Raw genomic sequence first — 21,011 nt, 5'->3', positions numbered from 1 at the left:
TGTAATGAAGTATAAAAGCGTTTTTTTATGTGGTTTATAAAGACGTTATGGACATTAGCTTTCACCGTTTTTATTAAGGCTAATCTTGTCTAAAATGAGCATGATTTTGAGATATGCCCGGTGAAACAATATCCTTCTGTCCCAGTCATTAACCGGGCCGTGGCCATCGGGGCTGCAAATGAGCCAATGGTCTTGTTCCCGTGCCGCATCCAATTTCGGGCTTGATGTTTTTGCATCCGCATGTACGTTGGCCACCGACAATGGTTGTTTAATTAAACACCGTGTATTGCCTTTTACCAGGCGCAGCCAAAGTTCATAATCTAACGAACATTGTAAGGCCTCATTAACCGGCTGATGAATGCGGGCAGCCCAGAAACAGGATGGCTGCGGCAGCACTGGGATACGTATAAAATAATCTAATAAAGGATTAACTTTTATTAATTCAAATTGTGCTGTTTTAACGTGGAAGTTATATGCATAGCCATATATAAAATCGACCCCGGTGGTAATAAACTTGCGGGTTACTAAGTAAAACACATCTTTTAGATAATAATCATCGCTATTTACCCAGGCCATATAATTGCCCGATGCCAGGCTAAAGCCTAAGTTAATAGCATGGCTTTGGCCATTATCTTTTTCACTTTGCCGGTAACTGATCCATGGCGAGTATTTTTCAATGATATCTTTGGAATTATCTGTGCTGCCGCCATCTATTATAATATACTCCAGGTTAGGGTAGTTTTGTAACAACACCGACCGGATGGTTTGCTCTAAAAATTGGCCCTGGTTAAAGGACGGGGTAACAATAGTTAATTTAGGCCATGTTGTGTTATCGGCATAAATAGCCGGGCTGCTTTCTTCTGTCCACGGCCAGCCGGTTTTACCCCCGGGGCAGGGCAGTAATTTTAATAAACCATCTTTTGCCGATGCCACTACAGGTAAAGGATAACCTACTCCCTTTTTTTGGAATAAAGAACGGTATGCTGCAAGATCAGGAAGTGGGAGGTTCAATTTGGTGTTTGACTGTTTTTTAATATCAGTGGTTTCCAGGTTTCCCATTCATGTTTTTCAAAGGCATGGCAGCCAAAAGGCAGTTGGCCGTTAAGTTTTTTTAATGATTGGGCCGGCGACTCTTCTACCGAGAACCTTAGGGCCACTTCATCGGCAGGCAATTTAAAAAGCGGGTAAAATACATTTCCCCAATATTTAAAAAAACCATCCTCATTATGGGTGCCCCAGGCTTTAACTTTTCCTTTTAGTATTTTAAGCAACCAGTAACATGTTTTGGTTTTCCTTAAAGAAAAGCCACCGTTGCCTACGTTGCTTATTTGATGCTTTGTTTTAAAAACCCGGTTAACAAAGGAAATGAACTTGGAATATCCCCTTAAAAATTGAATGCCGGTAGCTTGGTTTTCGTGAGGTATGTGCGGCGCGCCAATGAAATCGTAATTTTGATTGCACCAGTACGTTAGCTCATCTTTAAAAACATAGGCATCTAACTGGTAAATAAGGATGAATTTATAATTAAGGAACCGTTTATAAAAACCGGGCGATAACATCAGTTGATTATACCCGGCAATGCTATCGAAATAAAATTCGTCAAAAGTTGCCATTTTAAACGGGATATTACCACAGAGATCACTGTAAACGGCAGCATCAAAATTTTCAGCGCCTAAAAATATGATGGGATAGTCTTTTAAAACAGATAGACATTGTTTCAATGACATAAGCTCGGTACTATCTGGCTTTTTTTTATATATAGGGATAACTACAGCTACAAGGTTACTCATTGTGGCGTTAGGGTGGCAACAGGCTGGCTACGGTAACAAAAGATATTGATCAGCATGTCCATCCCCAAAAATATCTCTTTGTTAATAAACGGATATGATTTATGCGCGCCTTCTTTGATGTAATAGCGCATGCCGGCAGCTGTAATATAGCTTAGCAGTAATTCAAGGTTCTGTGGTTTATCAATAAAAGAGTGATATTCCAAAAACAGGTAATCAACCTTTTTTAGCTCTTCTGCTATATCAGGTATTACGTTAATTTCTTCTCCCTCTATATCAATTTTTAAAAAGGTTATGTTTTCGTAAGTACCCAGGAATGATTTTAAACGTGTTGCTTTTACCTGTGATGTTTTCCTGTCGCCGGCTTCATTAACAATCATGCCCGAATGGCCTCCTTCCAGCCAAAAGGTTAACAGGGCATCCCGGTTGGATAAAGCCTCGTTACGGCAAATAATTGAACCATTGCCAAATGTAGCAGCGTTTTGCTTTAATACTTTGAAAATATTAGGGTCGGGCTCAAAAGCAACAATTTTTGCAGTGGGATAATTTATCGCAAAATAAATGGCTGCAAGACCAATATTGGCGCCACAATCAATTATGGTAATTTCTTTATTTGTTGGCTCAAATTTGTAAATGCCATGTACAAATATTTCATCATAAGAACCTAAAAAAGTGACGGCGTCGACAATTTTTATTGTTTTACCGTGAAAAGGCACATCTACAGGTTGATATCGATCCTGTTTTTGAAGCAGCCGCTTATCTTTAACCGAAAGCGCTTGATCATCTACCTTAAAAAGCTCAGTAACTTTCTTCTTAACCTTTTTAAGTTGTTTTTTAATTTCCATGAAAGTTTTTGTTTTTCTAATTCAGCACGCCAATCAAAACCAAGGTAGTGTTTATAATACAATGTGTCGTTTTCGGTGTTAATATCTCTGTTGCCCTGGTGGCTAATGTGCAATATAGAATCTAATTTTACTTTAGCATAATTTGAATTGGGGTTGGTTGTGTGCGTAGCATTTGTATCAAAACCTATATTTTTGGTCAAATTTGCTGTTGGATTTATAGCAATGCCGTTTTGCTTATACACCGCAAATATCCACTGGTAATCCCATATGTCGTTTCCTTTAAATTGCATGTTTGAAAAAATATTCTTCCAAAAAGGGTAATGATCGCCATAATAGCTTTTCAGTTGCACATCAGTGTTTGATGACGACCAGTCTTTCATGTCATAATCATAAAATTTCCAGGCCCTCCTCCATGTTGCCCAGCCCCAGCCATGTATCTGTTTGCTAAAATAGTAGCTGTTTGTGGTGTCTTTAGGTTTTAAGTCGGTAAAAAAGTAACTGCCGCTTATATGCATTATTTGTTCGTCGTTTTTATAATAATTAAGCAATTCTTCACAAAAGGTAAAAAACGACGGATCGGTATCTATATCATCTTCAAGTATTATGCCCTGTTCAACATTTTCAAAAAACCAGGTAATGGCTTCGGCAGGCGCCAATCCGCAACCCAAATTTTCTTCCCTGAATAAAGTTTTTACTTCGCATTCCCAGTCAATTTTTGAAACAATGTTCCTGGTGATTTTACATAGTTCAACATCGGCCTGGTTATTTTTTCGCGGACCATCTGCGGCAATAAATAGGCGTTTGGGTTTTTGCTTGCGTATTTTTTCAAAAACCTTTTCTGTAGTTTGGGGACGGTTGAAAATTAAAAAAAGTATTGGCGTACTAAACATCTGCAAACTCAATAATCCTGATTAAGTATCTCCTGTTTTTTTAACATACTCATTAACTGAGCATGATGCTTTATGATTTTATTTCGGTTATTGAAAATTGATAGCAGGGAACCAAGGTAGGATTGTAGCTTCAATTTTTCATCAACACTTAGGGGCTGCCATTTTGTGAGTTTTTGCCTGGTCAATTTTACTGTAAACATGATCAGGGCTTTTACATTATAAATAAACCAATCATTTAATTTTTTCTTTACTGAGCGCTTATCTCCATCCATCAGCATAAGATAATTGTTTAGTAATACATAAGAGTAGCTTATCCAGTACTGTAAATTTAGAAGGTATTTTAAGTTTTGCCTTTTTAACGKCACAAAATGATGAAAAGTTAATTGGTCATTTGCTACTATTTTGTAACCAGTTAGGTAAAAAGCAAAGCAAATTTCAACATCTTCGCCGCAAATTAATTTGGTGCCATTTCTTCCGGATGTAATTTGCTGCCACTCTTTATTATAAAGGTTTGTAAATAAACTTTTTCTGCAAACACATCCTGCACCATATACCCAATGTTCTGTTGCAGCCCAGGTTTGCGAGCCATTTACATAAGACTGCTTATGTTTTTCAACATCCGGCCAGGCGGGCTGTTCCGGGTCGAATATGCCACAACCGCCCAGCACGCCAATTTTATTATCGGCGCACATAATTTCGTAAGCTGTACTCACATAGTCGGCACATAACCTGTTATCATCATCGCAGGTAAGTATATATTCATACCTGGCAGCGATGATTCCCATTTTATGAGCATGATTTTTACCGGGAATTGGTTGGGACAATACCCTGAAACCAGCATTTGGAGTAATGTATTTCTCCCATTCCTGAGAAGCAACCTGGAAGGTGTTATCTGTTGATGCATTATCAATTACAATAACTTCCCATAAAATATTTGCGGGTACCAGTTGCATTGCCAAATGTTTCAGGGTTTCAGGTAGGCGTTTAGCACTATTATAACAACAGATGATAACTGATACGCCTAATTGCATTTACAAAACTTTAAAATAAACATATTCTTAAGCGTTATATAACGCATCCATATTCGATTTAAAAGATTCGAAACTAAATAGTTCATTGTATTTTAAATAACCATTTAGGCCATATTGCCTGCACAAGTCCGCATCATTCAACAGCGTTGATATAGCGTTTGCCTGGCCTTGTACATCAGTAGGGCTTAGGAGTAATCCATTAAACTGATGTTGTACCGATTCGGGAAGGCCACCTGCATCAGATGTTACACATGGTAACTTATTGGCCATGGCCTCAACAACAGCAATGCCATGTGTTTCTTGTAAACTTGGTTGATAATAAATACACGCGCTTTTTAAATACGTGTCGGTATCAGCTTTATAACCTTCAAAACGAATGTTATCAAGCATTTTTGTAGCATCTTTAAATTCTTTTAAAAGCGGTCCGTCACCAAGCCATACAAAAATGGCATTGCTATATTTAGATGTTACGAGTTTGGCAACATCTAACCAAACATAGGGGTTTTTATAATTTATAACATGACCCATAGTTATGATATGTTGTTGATTATTACTTATTGTGGTTTGTGTTTTTATGTAGTTCGACTCGACTGTTAACAGGCAATTATAAACCACGTTAACATATTTTTCTTTATTATGAGCTATATCCCAATTTTTACAAATGAGTTGTTTGTTTGATTGCGATACAGTTATTATTCTTTTGTGTTTACCCAAATTGGTGTTGCTGGTGTACGATGTAAAGCGCGTATGTTTTTTATTTGGGGTAGAGTGCAGTATGTAATATACTTTGCTCAAAGGCAACCACAGCAGGTATAAATATTTTTCTGGTTCAACCGAGCAGATAGTTACACTTGCATTGCCGTATTTGAAACATAATAATTGTATGGCAAAAACTGATCGAAGTATTTGGAATAGTTCTTTTATGTTGGTGGTAAACCTGTTGCTCAAATTGGCGTAGCCGTGTAGTTTTTGTTTGATTTTTATAATAATGCCGGCTGTATCACCTAAGGTTTTTAAATAAAGGAGTTGATCTTCATTTTCCAGCAGTAGTATAATATTCTCTTTACCGAGGTATTTTATTAATGCTTTAAGGTGACTATTACTGCCTCCAAACTCAAATAATTTGACGATAATAATATGTTTATTTGCGGCTTTAATCATTATCTCACGGCAAAGGTTGGTTTCCAAAACGCAAGGCATTTTAAAACCAGTTTAAAATACTCCAACGCGCTGAAACAACCTTTATAATTCTGATAAACTCTCAGAAATTGGTATAGCACCTTTGGGCTATATGTAGTTTGATTTAAATAGAAGCGACGGATGGTGCGTTTTTTTTTTATGTTTATGTAGTCTTTAAATTTGTGTGCATCAAAACATGCTTTCTGAATATTTAAATCAACCAGTTGGTCCATCCAACCAATCACATCGTTTAGTTTGTTTATATTATCGAAGCTTTCGTTTTGGAAAAGCAGCTCACGTGTATATAGATCATTTAAAGAAGCCGTTTCCCAAACCTGGCTTAGCATATTAACCCTGCAAATAGCCGAATTTTTATCCTGGTTGCTTTTATTGGTAATAGAGAATTGATTATCATGGTGCCTGTATGAAAGCAATACATCGGGCATGTTATTTACTTTACCAAGTGATACACACCTGGTCCATAGTTCATAGTCTTCGGCACATTCAAATTCATTTAAGTATCTGAGGTTGTTATTATCAACAAAGCTTTTTTTTATCATCACAGTAGGATGAGCCAACTGGCAAGATTCAAGCATGCTTAACTTTATATCATCATGACCAATAGGGAAGCTTACAATTTTTTGAGTGTCTATCAGTTCATAAGCAGTTCCGCATAGATCAGTTTCTGAATGCTGCTCAAAGTAGTTTACCTGTTTTTCAAGCCGGGTTAAGTTGCTAATGTCATCTCCATCCATACGGGCTATATACTTGCCCCTGGATAGGTTAATGCCTATATTTAAACTGGCAACCAGGCCGCTTTTGATTTTTTTTTGGATTAGGTTAACCCTTTCATCTTTATAGCTACTGATAATTTCAATGGTTTTATCAGTAGAACAATCATCAATTATAATGAGTTCAAAAGCTGTAAGGGTTTGATTGAGCATACTGTCAATGGCAGCGGTAATAAAGCTTTCGCAATTATAAACCGGCATTATTATGCTAACAATGGGATTGGTTATATTCTTATCCACGTTTCGGGTACAATATCCTTTGCCTGGTAATTTAATCCGGCGTCATTAAACCAGTTTACTGGCGCAACCACAATTTTGTCGGGTTTAGTGTTTAACCACGCTCCCCACCAGCTAAAGGTGCTGTTGGCAATAATATGATGTTTGCAGTTGTACATTAAACGAAGATCTTCAAACGCCGAATGTTCGTCATTAATATCAACAAAATGCAGTTTATAGTTTAGTTTGAGGTTGTACCTTGCCCAGTTTATATCATCTGAAAAAATGAAAAAAATGGGATCAATAAGCTTATTGGCAACTAAATCAGCAGCATTTTGGTAATAAGCTAATGAGCATGTGCCGTGAATTTTGTTCACGGCTTTATCCATTTCAAAATCCCCCCGGCGTATATGTAAGCTTATCGCGTTGTTTGATTTAATTTTATCAAGCAACGCGCAATTTGTGGCGGATGGGGCAGTTTTGGGAGTAAATTCCTTTTGTATTTGCGTTTTTATATCTGAAAAATATTTTTCAGATTGCCAGTATCCGCTTAAATAAGCATTAGTTGAGCGGGTGAAATACACTGAATTAAATTCCAGGCTTTTTTCTTCAACTATATGTGCCTCAGTATTAAAAAGCTTACTTTTTAGAAAATTAAATGCTGAACTTTTAGTTTGCTTAAATACCGAAATTTCATTTAACGATGCGATGTTTTCTATAACATTGAAATTGCACAGGTTATAGCTACGTAATGCCTGGTTATCAAAAAAATGGATATCAAGTTTGAAATCAGTGTTGTTTTTACAGGCCAGGCTTTTTGCAAAAGCGTACTGAAATAATTGATTCCCTAATCCTCCATGAATTTTAACAATTAGCATATTTATTTATAAAAGCATCAATGTCATGTAGTTCACTAAAATGTTCTTGCAGCCATTCATGTTCTTTATTCCACCATTCAAATTTCTCCAAAAAGGATATTTGCTCCGGTTCAAACCGATACTTTATAACCTTTGCCGGTATTCCAACAGCAATGGCATAGGGGGGGATGTTTTTTGTTACTACAGCGCCTGCCCCAATTATTGCACCATTACCAATTGTAATATCATCCATAATAACTGCATTTACACCAATCCACACATCGTTACCAATGATAGTTTTGCCCATTTCAGTAAAGTATTCTTTATCACTAAATGTCATACCATTTTGTTTGTGAATAGAAAAAAAAGCCGGATGGGTACTTACAAATTTAGCCGCGGGATGCTTTCCTAAGCAAATGGAAACTCCCTGTGCAATAGAGCAAAATTTACCGATTTCGGTATTCATCATCGATACGTTTTTGGAAAGATAGGTGTAATTGCCAATAGTGCAATTGTCGACATAGCAATTCTCTCCAATTTTAACAAAAGGATTATTTGAGCCTGAATCAGGTATGCTAATATCGCGGTTTTGTGCCTTTGACTTATAATTGAAAAATTGCTTTAGCCAGTTTTTAATTCTCTTCTTCAAGTTTTTTTACAATTATTTTTGCTTGTTCAACATCTTTTTCCCACCATGATGAAGCCAAAATTCTATCGATTTTTTCCTGTGGAAAGCGATATTTTAAAATCTTTGCAGGTACACCGCCAACAACTGCATAAGGCGGAACATCTTTATTAACAAATGCATTGCCCCCAACAACGCACCCAATTCCAAGAGTTACCCCTCGTCTTATAGTGGCGCCAGAGCCAATCCAAACATCGTGTGTAATGATGCACTCTTTTTGTGTTAATACCTCGTAAGGTGTATCGTTAAGAAAGCTGGATGTTGAAATTAAATTAAGCGGGTGTTCTCCGTGCCCTATATTTACATTATTGGCAATAGAATTATATCTGCCTATAATTGTCTTTGAAATTAATGTATTAAAACCAATATAGGTATAACTGTCAATTGTGCTGTTTGCACAAACATATGACCCTTTTAAAACAGTTATGTTGTGTCCTGTAACGGCTTTTTCATCCACATCGTCAGAATGAATGTTGTTTGACTTTTTTTTGAAGTATTGTATTCGTTTTTGCTCTTCTGTATGTTTTTTTAAAAAATCATACCATATAATCTTCAATTTTTTTAGTTGGGATAATAACATGCTTAATTCCTACTCAACTTTCTTCCACTCCGGCGTAAAGAAAAACAACCCTGTCGATTTTGGCAAGTAGCGGCTGGTTAGTTTGCCTCCATCAATAATTTCAAAAGAGATACAATCCTCCCGGTAATCATATATTTCGGTGCTTGAGGTATCACCACAATAAAGACTTAAATAATATGTGCCTGGATATAAGCGCAGGTCGTTTAATGCTATTAGGTAAAGAGCGGTGTTTCCGGGTGATGCTGTTACCTGAAAACATGAATCTTCATCAATCATGTTAGCCATTTTAATGCCATCAACGGTTTTTAATTCAATAGATGTGCGGACCTGGCTCTGGTTGGGGTTTTTGAATTGCATATGGATATAAATATGCATGTCGTCGCCTAACGAGAATAGCCGCGTACTCTCTGGTTGTCCTTTCTTTTTTATATAAACATCTTGAAAACTAACTTTTCTATTACCTATTCCAACTGATGTAGGTTCGCTTAGGTTTACGTAAGCTTCGGTTAAAAGATCAGATTTTAAATAGTCATCAACAATTTTACTTGTCAGGCCATTCATGGCCACCTGCCCGTTTTTTAATAAGATGGATTTATAGCAAAGCTGACTTATAGCTGCCATATTATGACTAACAAACAAAATAGTTCTGCCTTCGCCTTTACTTACATCGCCCATTTTACCCAGGCACTTCTTTTGAAATTCGGCATCGCCAACGGCCAATACTTCATCGACAATCAATATTTCCGATTCCAGGTGAGCAGCCACGGCAAACGCAAGGCGCACATACATGCCCGATGAATACCGTTTTACCGGCGTATCCACATATCGCTCAACTCCTGAAAAATCTACTATCTCATCAAATTTTCGCTTAATTTCGGCTTTGCGCATACCCAGGATAGCACCATTGAGAAAAATATTTTCTCTGCCACTCAGTTCAGGGTGAAAACCTGTACCAACCTCCAGTAAACTGGCTATACGCCCCTTTAGTTTAACCGAGCCGGTAGTAGGAGCAGTAACCCTGCTTAGTATCTTAAGCAATGTGCTTTTGCCGGCACCATTACGGCCAATAATGCCAACAGCATCGCCGTGCTCTATATCAAAATTGATATCCTTTAAACTCCATACAACATCGCTTTCGCCTTTCTTTGCACGATCGTTAACCTCGCCTATTTTTAAAAAGGGATCTTCTTTACCTCTCACTCTTGCCCAATACCGTTCCAGGTCGCGGGACAGGGTTCCTGTTCCTATTTCTCCCAGCTGATAAGCTTTTGAAAGATTTTCGACTTTAATTACCGTGGCCATTATACAGTATCAATAAAGGTGCGTTCAACACGGTTAAAAATTATTATTCCCGCTAAAAGTATACCGACAGTTATTAGTGTGGTGATACCCAGCGATAGCATGGTAAATGTTCCTTTGCCCAAAAAACCGTATCTGAAAGCTTCTATAATAGGCGTCATGGGATTGTACTCTACCAGCCAGGCATATTTGGGGTATTTTGCTTTTACCGCAGATAGTGGGTATATAACCGTAGTTCCATACATCATCAGCTGGATGCCGAAGGTGATCAAAAAGCTCAGGTCGCGGTATTTTGTGGTTAATGCAGATATAATCATCCCAAGTGCCAAGCCCAGCATAGCCATTAACACAAGCAAAAACGGAAACAACAAGAGGTAAATATTAGGATGTACGTTTGAGCCGTGAATAGAATAAAAGATCATGGTTAACAAAAAAAGCACCATTTGAACAGCAAAACGAATGAGGTTAGAAACCACTATGCTTAGTGGAATTATTAACCGGGGAAAGTAAACCTTGCCAAATAAACCAGCATTGGCTACAAACACTGTAGATGTTTTGGTAAGGCAATCGGCAAAATAATTCCACGCGGTAATGCCGGCCATATAAAACAAAGGTTTGTCTAAATTATCGGCAGATATATTGGCCAGGTTTCCAAATACAAAAGTATATATGATAGTGGTAAACACCGGCTGAATAAAAAACCAAAGCGGGCCAAGTATAGTTTGCTTATAAAAAGAAACAAAATCGCGCCGTACCAGCAGTATAAGCAAATCTCGGTAATGCCAAACGTCATTAAGTTTTAAATCGAGTAAGCTGCTGTGCGGGGTTAATTCAATATCCCATTGTTCGTTGGTAGGTGTGCTCATTCGTTTAAAAGTAATAGTAGCTTTTGCATGTAATCTGTTTCGTTAAAATACATCAGGCATTTTTTTTGTAAGTTTTCGCGTTTAAGCGGTGTTAAAGGAGTCTCCAGAAATTCGGTAATACATTTGTATAGCTGGGCAGCGTCATCGGTATTAATGGCTCTGCCCAGTTCGCCGTTTCTGATGGCATCAATGCTGCCATCGGCATTGCCGCAAATAACAGGCAGGCCACATGCCAGCGCTTCAATAAACACAATGCCAAACCCTTCTTTTTTGCTTGGCAGTACAAACATATCAGCAAGTAAAAAATGATCAGCAAGCTCGTGCTCCTCAATAAAACCGGTTAATATTACCTGGTTGGCTACATCATGTTGCTCTATTAGTTTTTTTATCCTGATTTCTTCTTCGTCATCGTATTTTCCTGCCAGGATATATTTAATATCAGGGTAGCTGCTTTTTATTTTACTTACCGCCAATATTACGTGCTCGTAACCCTTGTATTGCTCGGTAGATGCCAGGCGGGTTAGCGTAAAAATTACTGGTTGGGTTGGGTTTAAACTATAACGTGCCAATAAATACTTCGGCTTTTGAAAATTGGCGGGCAATTTCATAAAAGGGTCAATGGCATTATTTAAAACAACGCAAATAGCGGGATTAAGGTTATGCCTTACTATCATTTGCCCACGGGTAAAATTACTTACGCATACTACCTTGTCGCAGCGTTTTAGCAAATATTCTTTAACCAGCGAAAGCGGCCGCCAAACTTCAATGCCATGCGCAATAACCCATACCTTACATTTGGGGTTAATCAACTTTATAAATAAGCCGACAACCGCAAGGTTGATATGGCTTAAAATGATTATATCCGGTTTTACAGATCTGCTTATGGCTTTTAAAACAAAACCTATCCGGTTTACACCAAAGCCTTTAAAAGCACTGGCAGGCAGGTATTGAGGCATCAAATCATCCGGCCTGTCGTACGCCGACCATAATTCAAAATGCAAGTTAATATTTTGCGATAACTGATATAAGGAATGCCCCAATGTACGGGTCATTTTTTGGATACCACCTGTGGTACTAAACGTCTGCAATGTAAATAAGATTACTTTTTTAGACATAAGGTTGTATCTGGTAAAGTGCAAAAGCTTTTGACCAGTGGATTTGGTTGTTGTTAAAGTTTTTTATCGCGTTTTGTGCAAGTTTTCCTTTGTATAACGTACTATCGCTTATTGGCTTATATTCGGCCATCCAGCGTTGTAAAGGAAAACTGAAGCCCATTTTTTGCCTGTTCCAAACGGCCTGTGGCAGCAAATCGTGGAAGCTATCGATAAGTAGCTTTTTGGGTTGTTGCCCGCTAAAGCGTACCGCAGGCGAAATGTGCTCGGCAAGGTTTGTAAAATCTTCATCTAAAAAGGGCACCCTTACTTCAAGGCCATGGTTCATGCTCATTACGTCGGTATCTCTTAATAACTGATTTTGCATGTAAATGTTTGCTTCAAACCATGATGCTTGTTTCGCGTCATAATTATACTCTTTAGGCAAATCGGTACTGCCAAAAAGCACATCTTTTACCTCGTTGGTGCTGATGTCAAGTGCACGGGCGATGTCGGCGGGCGAAAATAGCCCCCTCAACAGAAGATAGTCGGCTATCGGGTGATCATTTGCCAAAAAGGCAAGTTTTTTGTATGGGTCGGGCAGCAAGTCATGACCGGCAGAGAAAAGGATCGGCGGGATCCTTTTTAAGTGTTTTATGTGCCTGATTCTGTTAAATGAAGGATAACCGCCGAAGTATTCATCGGCGCCTACACCCGATAATACTGCTTTTAAACCATCCTCGTGAGCGTATTTACTGATAAACCAGCTATTGATGCCATCGGTAGTTGGCATATCCATAGCGCTGATGATTTGTGGCAGGTGGTTTTCAAAATCCTGTTGCTTTACCAGGTGCGAGAAGTTTTGCCCGCTTACCTTATCCAGCACAAGGCGCTGATAGGCTTGTTCATCATAGCTTTTTTCGTTAAAAAAAATAGATATGGTTTTAAGCTGCTCCTTTTTTTCTTTATCTGCCAGTAGCGTAATCAGGCTGGAATCGGTGCCGCCACTTAAAAATACGCCCAATGGAGCATCAGCTATCAGTTGGCGGTATACTCCCTTTATCAAAGCTTTTTTAATCAGGTGCCTTGCTTCGTCAGGATCGGTTATCTGATCTTTAGGTTGTCCTGTTATTTTGTAAGCATTTATAACATGGGTAGCAGACGCGTGGTCCCAGCATAAATAATGGCCTTTGGCAAGGCTGAACACATTTTTTAGGGTAGTATAAGGTTCTGGCACATGACCAAAAGCTAAAAAGCGAATTGGCCATGCGGCCTCATTTTCTGTTGCTATGCCTGCAGCAATAAAAGCCCTGGTTTCTGATGCAAAACTTAACTGGCCTGGCCTGGTAAAATAATACAAAGGTTTTATGCCGGCGGTATCACGTACAAGATAAGTAAGCTTTTTAATGCTGTCAAATAATGCAAAAGCAAACATTCCCCTAAACCGCGCAAAGGCATCAGTACCCCATTGCATGTAGGCGGCTATTATAACCTCGGTATCAGTAGCCGAAGTAAATTGTGCTCCAAGCTTTAAAAGCTCACTCCTCAGTTCAAGATAGTTGTAAATTTCGCCGTTAAAAGTTATCCATGTTTTTTGCTTTACATCGGCCATGGGCTGGTGTCCGTTTGCGCTCAGATCAATAATAGATAACCGGCGGTGACCAAAAACAAGATTGTTTTTTTCGTCAAAAAACATACCCTCATCATCGGGGCCGCCATGTTGCAGTGCCTGGCACATGGCCTTAACCTGCCCTCTGATTAATTGAGGCTGTATATGGTTGTTAATTACTCCTGCTATCCGGCACATTGTTAGTTTGATCTGTTCATAGCTTCGCCCCGTAAGTCACAGGGCATATCTGTAACTTATTATAAAACAGCTGTTTGTTTTTCACTTAATATAAGCGGCCGTTGCCATGTTTACCTGTTTGCAACTGCCGGTTTTACTCTTTATTTAAAAATAAATAATTTCAGTTAAAATCTTTCAATGTATGATGCTGCAACGTGAACTATTATAGAGCAGCCAATGCTTTCGAGCCTTAATATTAATTGCTTTTGAGACCGTTGCGATATTATTTCACCTGTCATCCCTTTTAGCGGCCCGGCTTTTATCATGATTTTTTCCCCGGTCTGCAGGTTCTCCTCGGTTATTTCTAACTCATAAGGGCTGGCCATTAATAACTTTAGCTCGGTTATTTGGCGGTTGGRCATTGATGCAGGCTTCCCCATGAAATATAAAAACCTCGATATACCTTTTGTCATTAATATATCAGCCTGCTCATGTTGGGCAATGTTAACAAATATGTACGATTTAATGAAGGGTTCTTCAACCCATTTTTTGCGGTCGCTCCATTGTTTTAACTGGCGGTGCAACGGTAGGTAGGCTTCAACACCCTTATCGGTTAATGCCTGGAATGCTTTTTTTTCGGCCCGTGGCTGAGTATAAACCGGGTACCAGTTTTTTGTTGAACTTGCATTTAAATTCATCCTTTTTAAATAAGCAAATTTTTATTTAAACCATTGCCGTATATCCCACCATTTATTTTTTTTGTCGTCCACGTAATATCCGGATCCTGAATAGCCATTATAATCCGCATAATAGTAGTATCTGGTTCCCGTATTATCGCCGCCAAATTTGGTCGTATAATATCTTGAATGTAAAAGGTCCTCTTCAAAGGCATTAAGAACTATCACGGTGTTATCAAGGTGATATTCCAATGCAATTCGCTGTGGAACGGTAGCGGCATAAAATTTTGATTTGCCCGACCGGATTACAAAAACATTAATATCGCTTACCCTGATCAACGGGATGGCGTCAGATACCAGGCCAATAGGCGCGGTATCAATCATTATTATATCATATTTTAATTTTAGCTGGCTTATCAGGGTCATCATCCGGTCGCTGTGTAGCAACTCAGATGGATTAGGTGGTACAGGACCCGAAACAATAAAATCAAGATTCTCCTGGTCGGAATGTAAAATAATGTCATCCAACTCACTTTGATGAGCAAGATAGTTGCTTAAGCCCCGGTCATTTGGCACATGGAAAGTTTTATGTAATTGTGATCGTCTTAAATCGGCCCCGATAAGGATTACTTTTTTATCAATAAGAGATAGGGTGCTTGATAAATTTAGCGCTACAAACGATTTGCCCTCGCCGGCAACTTCAGATGTGATGCAAATTACTTTGCTCAGTTTTTCTGAGGCAAGAAAACTCAGGTTAGTACGCACAGAACGTACAGATTCGGCAAAAATAGAACGAGGCTTGCTTAGCGCCAAAATCTGTTTGCTATTTTCATTAATTACTTCGGGATATTTTCTGATAATACCTAATATTGGTATGGCGGTAAGGCTTTCGATGGTTTCCTTGTCATAAATATAAGGATTTAAAACGCGTATCAAAATAATAAGCCCCAGGCCAATTGCCAGGCCAAAAATTATTGCCGACCGATGGATATCATGTTCATTTGGCGATACTGCGTTAAAGTTGGGCTGGGCAAATTCAATTACTGTAGCGCCAGGCAAAATTCCGGCACGGCTTATCTGGGCTTCAAGTTTTTTCTCAGATAAAAAGGAGTATACCTTGTCATTGATTTCAAAATCCCTTTGTAAGCTTACCAGGTCGCGTTGGGCAGCAGGTAAAGCCATTATAGTTTGATTTATCTGCGATAACTGGCTATCCAAATAAACAATGTTTTTTTCAATACTGCCACGAATGCTCTTGATATTATTTAGTGCGGTGAGTTTGGTTTGTAAAATTTGCTGGTTAACGTCCTGTAGTGGCTGCGAGTTTGGGGTGAACGTTTTTAATAAGGTCGATCTTTCTGATATCAGTCCATCTAACTTATTTATAAGCGCATTAAGTGCAGGTAGATCTGTTCCGCCAGCGCTGAAATTTAACGTCACATTATCTTTTTCTTTTGTAATTTGATCTTTAAGCTGATCAAGCGAAATAAGTTGAATTTTTAATAATGATCTGTTCGATTCAATTTCGGCAGCCTTTGTGGCAGACGAAGTTGACGCTGAATTCACGTCGAGTATCTTATTTTTGTTTTTATACTTTTCTATAGAACTTTCGGACCCCTTTACCTCGTTTGACAGGAATGATAGCTGGCTGTCAATAAAATCGATCATTTGCGAAGCCGATTGCGCTTTTTGGTTACGATCGAAAATTACGTACTCCTTCATGATATTATTAAGTACGTCGGCCGCAAATTGCGGGTTCGAGTCGGTTTCCTGGATAAAAAGTATATTGGTGTTTTTTCCGGTTTCGCCAGCTCTTAAGCCACCCTGCACCCTGCCAATGTAATCCTCCGGAATGTTAAAGTTAAAGATGTAAATGGTGCTATTGTCAATAGCGCCCGGATATTTTATATTGAAGCTTGTATTACCAATTGTAATAGGGCTGTTATACTGGTAGTTGTTTTTTATTTCTTTATCGCCGGCTTTATAACTCAGGCTAAATGTTTGCCGGTCAATCGGTTTATAGCTAATTTGTTCATGAAAAAAGTTTAAGCTATCAAATTTTATCAATTGAATGTTAAGGGGTTTGGATGGGTAGGTTTCTGTAGTGCGCACACGGCCAGACAGATAAAAACTTACCCGGTAATCAATGTCCTTAATGGCGCTAAGTATAACGTTGCGGCTTTGCAGTACCGATGTGATGCTTTGTATTTTTGAGGGCCCACGCTCGGGCACTGTCATAACAGTTATAAGGTCAGATACTTCAGATTTTTTTTCTTCAATTTTAAGCGTGCCTGATGTTGCGTAGGTTTTTGGTGTATACCATAAATAGGTATAGGATATAATTACTGCGATACATACAGATGCTGCTATCCAGTACCAGCGGCTAAACAATATTTTGCCGATCTTAAAATAATCAATTTCTTGATTGGGGAGTTTTCTTTGAAATTTTTCTGTCTCTTCCATTAGCGGCGTGAAAGCGATAATATTACTAAGGCCGTATTAAATAAAAGTAATATGGGCTGTACAAGGGTTGATACATTTTGTAGGTTTTCATTGCGTATTGAACGCTTGTTCTGGGATACATAAACAATATCGCCGTTTTGAAGTATGGCTCTGGGGTCGTTTATTGATTGTATATCTCTTAGGTTAATGTAGGTCACCTGCGGATTCAATTGGTCGCCTCGTATAATTTTTATATTTGTTTCATTCGCCTTGTCTGAAAGGCCCCCCGCTTGTCCAATCATTTCAACCAAAGTAGTCCTGTCTTTTACCAAAGGAAAGTTTCCCTGTCCTTTAAATTCTCCAAGTAAAGTAACCTTCAAATTCGTAATTTTTAATTCAATTATTGGGTCTTTAAGCAGGCTTTTACGGTAAAGGTCCTCAATAAGTTTTGCGGCTTGCACGCGGGTAAGGCCTGCCACAGCTACATGGCCAATAACAGGCAGGGCTACCGAGCCGTCTTCATCTACCTGGTAAACCTGGCCGGTACCGCCGCTTCCGCCACCAGCGCCCGATGTCGACGGGGTTTCATCAACTACATATTTGATGTTTTGCAGGTTTCTGATCTGCAGCATATCCTGTGGTTTTATATGATAGTTAACCAAATCATTATTCCTGCTTCGCGATGTATCTGTATTAGCCACCTTTTGTTCAAAAAACATCTGATATTGTTTGCCTGAGCATGAGGTTAAAACAAGCGTTATTAAAAAGAAAGAAAAAAAGTAGATTATTATACGCATCGCGACGATAACTTATGCTTAATATGTTATAATTGTATATAATTTCAAAATTACACAATTTGCGGGTATAACCACGGTGTATTTTTTCAATTTCAGGGTTTGAAGATATCAATAATCACAGTTGTTTATAATGCCCAGGATACAATTGCCAGATGTATCGAATCCGTCATCAGCCAAAAACACTCCGATATTGAATATATAGTCATTGATGGCGGATCAACTGATAATACGCTTCAAATAATCAACCGGTACCGCTCATCAATCAACCTTTTTGTTTCCGAACCGGATAAAGGCATATATGATGCCATTAATAAAGGGATTAAACTGGCTACCGGTCAAATTATAGGAACACTGAACGCCGACGACTGTTTGGCTGATACGGATGTTTTATCGGCAGTATCTCAAGTATTTACAGAGCGTAGCGCGGAAGTAGTTTATGGAAATTTGATATATGTGCATCCCAACGGCACAATTAAACGTAATTGGAATTCTAAACAGTGTAGCGTTAATTCCTTTAATCGGGGATTTATGCCCCCGCATCCTACATTTTATTGCAAAAGGGAATTGTTTGAAAAATTGGGGTTTTACAGTCTTGAATACGGGTCTGCTGCCGATTACGAATTGATGGTAAGGTTTATGCATCAACATAAAACAGAAAGTTTTTTCTTAAATAAAGTGATGGTAATTATGCAGGATGGGGGCGTAAGTAATAGAAGTTTAAAAAACAGGTTTAAGGCCTGGGGTTTTGATTTAAAAGCCATGAAGAACAATAACATCTTAATTCCCGTGCTTGCGCTTGCATTAAAGCCCCTCCGAAAGATTTATCAATTTTTTTAATTTGAAATTAAACCTTTGTTAGGCGCTTGCGTATAACGGCTTAACAATGAAAATAATAATCAAAATTCCCCTACACAATGATTGAACTTTTACATTCGTCACATCTTATTTACGATATTTTGATAGTTCTGTTTTCAGGATTGATCACACTATTATGTATCCCTTCAATTTTACATGTGGCACGATCAAGGCACCTTTATGACGATGTTGGCCATTTCAGGAAACAGCATGATCATGGTATTCCGCGTTTGGGTGGCGTGGCTATTTTTGTAAGCTTTACCATAACTATCCTGTTATTCAGTGTAATTGATAAAGCGCTGCCCATCAGTTACCTGCTTATTTCCTGCATTATCCTTTTTGCAATGGGGCTTAAGGACGATCTTTCGGGCGTGAATTCAAGTACTAAGTTTTTGATTCAATTTGTGGTAGCGTTTATATTGGTAGTGCTTGGCGATATTCGAATAACCAGTATGTATGGTGTGTTTGGCATTACGCAATTACCATACATACCAAGCGCGGCATTGTCCATACTACTCATTATGCTCATCGTAAATTCTTTTAATTTGATAGACGGAATAGATGGTTTGGCTGCTACTACGGGCATTATTGTAAACAGCGCTTTTGCTTTTTTATTTATGTATATAAGACAATATGAGCTTGCGGCTATTTCGCTGGCTATGGTAGGTGCAACTATTGGATTTTTGAAATATAATATTACTCCTGCTAAGATATTTATGGGAGATACCGGCGCATTGCTCATTGGCTTAATATCGGCGGTAATGGCCATTAAATTTATCGAGGTTACAAAAATTGCGCATATAGGTGTGCCGGCTTTAAGTAGCGCCCCTGCATTAACCATAGCCATATTAATAGGCCCTGTGTTTGATACTTTACGGGTGTTTACGTTGCGCATAGCAGGTGGTAAATCGCCTTTTGAGGCCGACAGAAACCATATTCATCACCGTATATTGAGATTAGGGCTTAATCACCTGCAGGCAACCTTGTGCTTGTCGGCAATAAATTTATTGTCAATAGGCATGGTGTTTTTGTTCAGTACTGTAAGCAATTCCTTACTTATAGTTCTAATCCTGTTAATTTCAATAATTGCTAACTGGGTTATTACATTTAGCCTGCGCTCAAAGGAGCGCGAGCATTTTGCCCTTCGCAATTTTTTTGCTTGATTACGCCTGTTGTACCGTCTTTTGTAAAGTAGTTTTAGCGTCACTAAATCGGGGTTGCTATAAATAGCCATTCATCTTCATTAACTTTGCGCCCTTTATAACACACAAAGAAGATGAAGATTGCTATAAATGGTTTTGGCCGGATCGGGCGTATATTTTTGCGCAACATCCTAAACCGGCCAGGTATTGAGGTTATGGCTATTAATGACCTTACCGATACTGAAACCCTTGCCCACCTATTTAAATATGATTCGGTTCACCGCGGTTTTAAGGGCGAGGTACATTTTGATAGCAGTAATTTGTATATTAATGGTAAAGCCATAAAAGTTTTGGCCCAGAGTGATCCTTTGGCATTACCATGGGAAGACCTGCATATCGATCTTGTAATTGAATCGACGGGTAAATTTACGTCAAAAGATGGCGCGCAAAAGCATATAACTGCGGGCGCAAAACAAGTTATCATATCGGCTCCTCCAACTGGTAAAGGTGTGCCAACAGTGGTATTGGCTGTTAATGATGGCGAGGTTGATTTATCGTCGCCTATATTATCAAATGCTTCATGCACCACCAACAATGTAGCAACCATGGTGAAAATACTCGACGAAAATTGGGGTATTATTGACGGCTACATTACCACAGTACACTCCATGACCGGCGATCAGAATTTACACGATGCGCCACATAAGGATTTAAGGCGCGCCCGCGCAGCATCAGCCTCTATAATTCCAACCACAACTGGCGCAGCCAAAGCAATAACGGCTATATTTCCGCACTTAGACGGCCATTTAGGTGGGGCCGGCATAAGGGTTCCGGTACTTAACGGCTCGTTAACAGATTTTACCTGTAGTTTGAAAGAGCAACCTACCGTGGAAGAAATTAACCTTGCATTTAAACATGCGGCCGATGGCCCAATGAAAAATGTATTGGAATACACCAACGATCCGATAGTATCAACAGATATATTGGATAATCCCCATAGCTGTATTTTTGATGCCCAACTTACTTCAATAGTAGGAGGGCTGGTAAAGGTTGTGTGTTGGTACGATAATGAAATGGGCTACAGCAGTCGTCTTGCCGATCTGGTTCAAAAAATAGCTCAATTCAAAAAAACATAAGTTGATTTACTTTTTGATACAACAAGGCTGATGGTTGTTGTACATGGTGAAAAATGTAC

At 38.8% G+C, this 21,011-nt stretch carries 20 protein-coding genes; 3 read left to right on the top strand and 17 right to left on the bottom strand.

Going from position 1 to position 21,011, the window contains the following annotated elements; genetic code table 11:
• Nucleotides 1-54: 54 nt before the first annotated feature.
• The 17 genes from AC1DV1_RS08495 to AC1DV1_RS08415 form a co-directional block, all read right to left on the bottom strand.
• Nucleotides 55-1,059 carry a glycosyltransferase family 2 protein gene (locus tag AC1DV1_RS08495; RefSeq protein WP_477357500.1) on the bottom strand — a complete coding sequence of 335 codons (1,005 nt, stop codon included), beginning with the start codon at nucleotides 1,057-1,059 and terminating at the stop codon, nucleotides 55-57.
• The gene (locus AC1DV1_RS08490) at nucleotides 1,008-1,790 is read right to left on the bottom strand and encodes a DUF5672 family protein (RefSeq protein ID WP_477357498.1); all 783 of its coding nucleotides are present in this window, start codon (nucleotides 1,788-1,790) and stop codon (nucleotides 1,008-1,010) included. The genes AC1DV1_RS08495 and AC1DV1_RS08490 overlap by 52 nt, the downstream gene beginning before the upstream one ends.
• Nucleotides 1,787-2,632, bottom strand: coding sequence for an FkbM family methyltransferase (locus tag AC1DV1_RS08485; protein ID WP_477357496.1), 846 nt, complete (start codon nucleotides 2,630-2,632; stop codon nucleotides 1,787-1,789). The genes AC1DV1_RS08490 and AC1DV1_RS08485 overlap by 4 nt, the downstream gene beginning before the upstream one ends.
• Nucleotides 2,572-3,522, bottom strand: a complete 951-nt coding sequence (locus tag AC1DV1_RS08480; RefSeq protein ID WP_477357494.1) for a nucleotide-diphospho-sugar transferase — start codon at nucleotides 3,520-3,522, stop codon at nucleotides 2,572-2,574. The genes AC1DV1_RS08485 and AC1DV1_RS08480 overlap by 61 nt, the downstream gene beginning before the upstream one ends.
• Before the next feature lie 8 nt (nucleotides 3,523-3,530).
• Nucleotides 3,531-4,553: a glycosyltransferase gene (locus tag AC1DV1_RS08475; protein WP_477357492.1), complete on the bottom strand. Its 1,023-nt coding sequence runs from the start codon at nucleotides 4,551-4,553 to the stop codon at nucleotides 3,531-3,533.
• Between the two features lie 27 nt (nucleotides 4,554-4,580).
• A complete protein-coding gene (locus AC1DV1_RS08470) occupies nucleotides 4,581-5,714 on the bottom strand; it encodes a glycosyltransferase family 4 protein (RefSeq protein WP_477357490.1) in 1,134 nt (377 codons plus the stop codon).
• The gene (locus AC1DV1_RS08465) at nucleotides 5,714-6,763 is read right to left on the bottom strand and encodes a glycosyltransferase family 2 protein (RefSeq protein WP_477357488.1); all 1,050 of its coding nucleotides are present in this window, start codon (nucleotides 6,761-6,763) and stop codon (nucleotides 5,714-5,716) included. The genes AC1DV1_RS08470 and AC1DV1_RS08465 overlap by 1 nt, the downstream gene beginning before the upstream one ends.
• The gene (locus AC1DV1_RS08460) at nucleotides 6,748-7,617 is read right to left on the bottom strand and encodes an alpha-1,2-fucosyltransferase (protein ID WP_477357485.1); all 870 of its coding nucleotides are present in this window, start codon (nucleotides 7,615-7,617) and stop codon (nucleotides 6,748-6,750) included. The genes AC1DV1_RS08465 and AC1DV1_RS08460 overlap by 16 nt, the downstream gene beginning before the upstream one ends.
• Entirely contained in the window at nucleotides 7,604-8,245 is a 642-nt protein-coding gene (locus AC1DV1_RS08455; RefSeq protein WP_477357483.1) for a CatB-related O-acetyltransferase, read from the bottom strand. The genes AC1DV1_RS08460 and AC1DV1_RS08455 overlap by 14 nt, the downstream gene beginning before the upstream one ends.
• Nucleotides 8,229-8,861 (bottom strand): CatB-related O-acetyltransferase, encoded by a 633-nt coding sequence (locus tag AC1DV1_RS08450; protein ID WP_477357481.1) that lies wholly within the window; start codon nucleotides 8,859-8,861, stop codon nucleotides 8,229-8,231. Before AC1DV1_RS08450 ends, AC1DV1_RS08455 begins: the two co-directional genes overlap by 17 nt.
• A gap of 9 nt (nucleotides 8,862-8,870) precedes the next feature.
• Nucleotides 8,871-10,163, bottom strand: coding sequence for an ABC transporter ATP-binding protein (locus AC1DV1_RS08445; protein WP_477357479.1), 1,293 nt, complete (start codon nucleotides 10,161-10,163; stop codon nucleotides 8,871-8,873).
• Complete coding sequence (locus tag AC1DV1_RS08440; RefSeq protein ID WP_477357477.1) at nucleotides 10,163-11,026, bottom strand: ABC transporter permease; 864 nt, start codon at nucleotides 11,024-11,026, stop codon at nucleotides 10,163-10,165. The genes AC1DV1_RS08445 and AC1DV1_RS08440 overlap by 1 nt, the downstream gene beginning before the upstream one ends.
• Entirely contained in the window at nucleotides 11,023-12,141 is a 1,119-nt protein-coding gene (locus AC1DV1_RS08435; RefSeq protein WP_477357475.1) for a glycosyltransferase family 4 protein, read from the bottom strand. The genes AC1DV1_RS08440 and AC1DV1_RS08435 overlap by 4 nt, the downstream gene beginning before the upstream one ends.
• On the bottom strand, nucleotides 12,134-13,924 hold the full coding sequence (asnB, locus tag AC1DV1_RS08430; RefSeq protein ID WP_477357473.1) for an asparagine synthase (glutamine-hydrolyzing): 1,791 nt from the start codon (nucleotides 13,922-13,924) through the stop codon (nucleotides 12,134-12,136). The genes AC1DV1_RS08435 and asnB overlap by 8 nt, the downstream gene beginning before the upstream one ends.
• Nucleotides 13,925-14,088: 164 nt before the next feature.
• Nucleotides 14,089-14,601 (bottom strand): UpxY family transcription antiterminator, encoded by a 513-nt coding sequence (locus AC1DV1_RS08425; RefSeq protein ID WP_477357471.1) that lies wholly within the window; start codon nucleotides 14,599-14,601, stop codon nucleotides 14,089-14,091.
• Nucleotides 14,602-14,622: 21 nt separating this feature from the next.
• On the bottom strand, nucleotides 14,623-17,043 hold the full coding sequence (locus AC1DV1_RS08420; RefSeq protein WP_477357469.1) for a GumC family protein: 2,421 nt from the start codon (nucleotides 17,041-17,043) through the stop codon (nucleotides 14,623-14,625).
• Complete coding sequence (locus AC1DV1_RS08415; RefSeq protein ID WP_477357466.1) at nucleotides 17,043-17,741, bottom strand: polysaccharide biosynthesis/export family protein; 699 nt, start codon at nucleotides 17,739-17,741, stop codon at nucleotides 17,043-17,045. Before AC1DV1_RS08415 ends, AC1DV1_RS08420 begins: the two co-directional genes overlap by 1 nt.
• Nucleotides 17,742-17,918: 177 nt before the next feature.
• Between AC1DV1_RS08415 and AC1DV1_RS08410 the strand changes: the two genes are divergently transcribed.
• The 3 genes from AC1DV1_RS08410 (at nucleotide 17,919) to gap (ending at nucleotide 20,952) form a co-directional block, all read left to right on the top strand.
• Entirely contained in the window at nucleotides 17,919-18,656 is a 738-nt protein-coding gene (locus tag AC1DV1_RS08410; RefSeq protein WP_477357464.1) for a glycosyltransferase family 2 protein, read from the top strand.
• A 77-nt stretch (nucleotides 18,657-18,733) separates the two neighbouring features.
• On the top strand, nucleotides 18,734-19,837 hold the full coding sequence (locus AC1DV1_RS08405; protein WP_477357462.1) for an MraY family glycosyltransferase: 1,104 nt from the start codon (nucleotides 18,734-18,736) through the stop codon (nucleotides 19,835-19,837).
• 113 nt (nucleotides 19,838-19,950) lie between these two features.
• The gene (gene gap / locus AC1DV1_RS08400) at nucleotides 19,951-20,952 is read left to right on the top strand and encodes a type I glyceraldehyde-3-phosphate dehydrogenase (RefSeq protein WP_477357460.1); all 1,002 of its coding nucleotides are present in this window, start codon (nucleotides 19,951-19,953) and stop codon (nucleotides 20,950-20,952) included.
• Nucleotides 20,953-21,011: the final 59 nt, after the last annotated feature.

The sequence above is a fragment of the Mucilaginibacter sp. P4_D1 genome (assembly GCF_056401935.1).
The sequence above is the reverse complement of the archived record's forward strand: the minus strand, read 5'-3'. Positions and strand labels throughout refer to the sequence as shown.

Coding starts and splice junctions, on each gene's coding strand:
- AC1DV1_RS08495 (WP_477357500.1), bottom strand. CDS start 1,059: ATGGGAAACCTGGAAACCACTGATATTAAAAAACAGTCAAACACCAAA.
- AC1DV1_RS08490 (WP_477357498.1), bottom strand. CDS start 1,790: ATGAGTAACCTTGTAGCTGTAGTTATCCCTATATATAAAAAAAAGCCA.
- AC1DV1_RS08485 (WP_477357496.1), bottom strand. CDS start 2,632: ATGGAAATTAAAAAACAACTTAAAAAGGTTAAGAAGAAAGTTACTGAG.
- AC1DV1_RS08480 (WP_477357494.1), bottom strand. CDS start 3,522: ATGTTTAGTACGCCAATACTTTTTTTAATTTTCAACCGTCCCCAAACT.
- AC1DV1_RS08470 (WP_477357490.1), bottom strand. CDS start 5,714: ATGATTAAAGCCGCAAATAAACATATTATTATCGTCAAATTATTTGAG.
- AC1DV1_RS08460 (WP_477357485.1), bottom strand. CDS start 7,617: ATGCTAATTGTTAAAATTCATGGAGGATTAGGGAATCAATTATTTCAG.
- AC1DV1_RS08450 (WP_477357481.1), bottom strand. CDS start 8,861: ATGTTATTATCCCAACTAAAAAAATTGAAGATTATATGGTATGATTTT.
- AC1DV1_RS08445 (WP_477357479.1), bottom strand. CDS start 10,163: ATGGCCACGGTAATTAAAGTCGAAAATCTTTCAAAAGCTTATCAGCTG.
- AC1DV1_RS08440 (WP_477357477.1), bottom strand. CDS start 11,026: ATGAGCACACCTACCAACGAACAATGGGATATTGAATTAACCCCGCAC.
- AC1DV1_RS08435 (WP_477357475.1), bottom strand. CDS start 12,141: ATGTCTAAAAAAGTAATCTTATTTACATTGCAGACGTTTAGTACCACA.
- asnB (WP_477357473.1), bottom strand. CDS start 13,924: ATGTGCCGGATAGCAGGAGTAATTAACAACCATATACAGCCTCAATTA.
- AC1DV1_RS08420 (WP_477357469.1), bottom strand. CDS start 17,043: ATGGAAGAGACAGAAAAATTTCAAAGAAAACTCCCCAATCAAGAAATT.
- AC1DV1_RS08415 (WP_477357466.1), bottom strand. CDS start 17,741: ATGTTTTTTGAACAAAAGGTGGCTAATACAGATACATCGCGAAGCAGG.
- AC1DV1_RS08405 (WP_477357462.1), top strand. CDS start 18,734: ATGATTGAACTTTTACATTCGTCACATCTTATTTACGATATTTTGATA.
- gap (WP_477357460.1), top strand. CDS start 19,951: ATGAAGATTGCTATAAATGGTTTTGGCCGGATCGGGCGTATATTTTTG.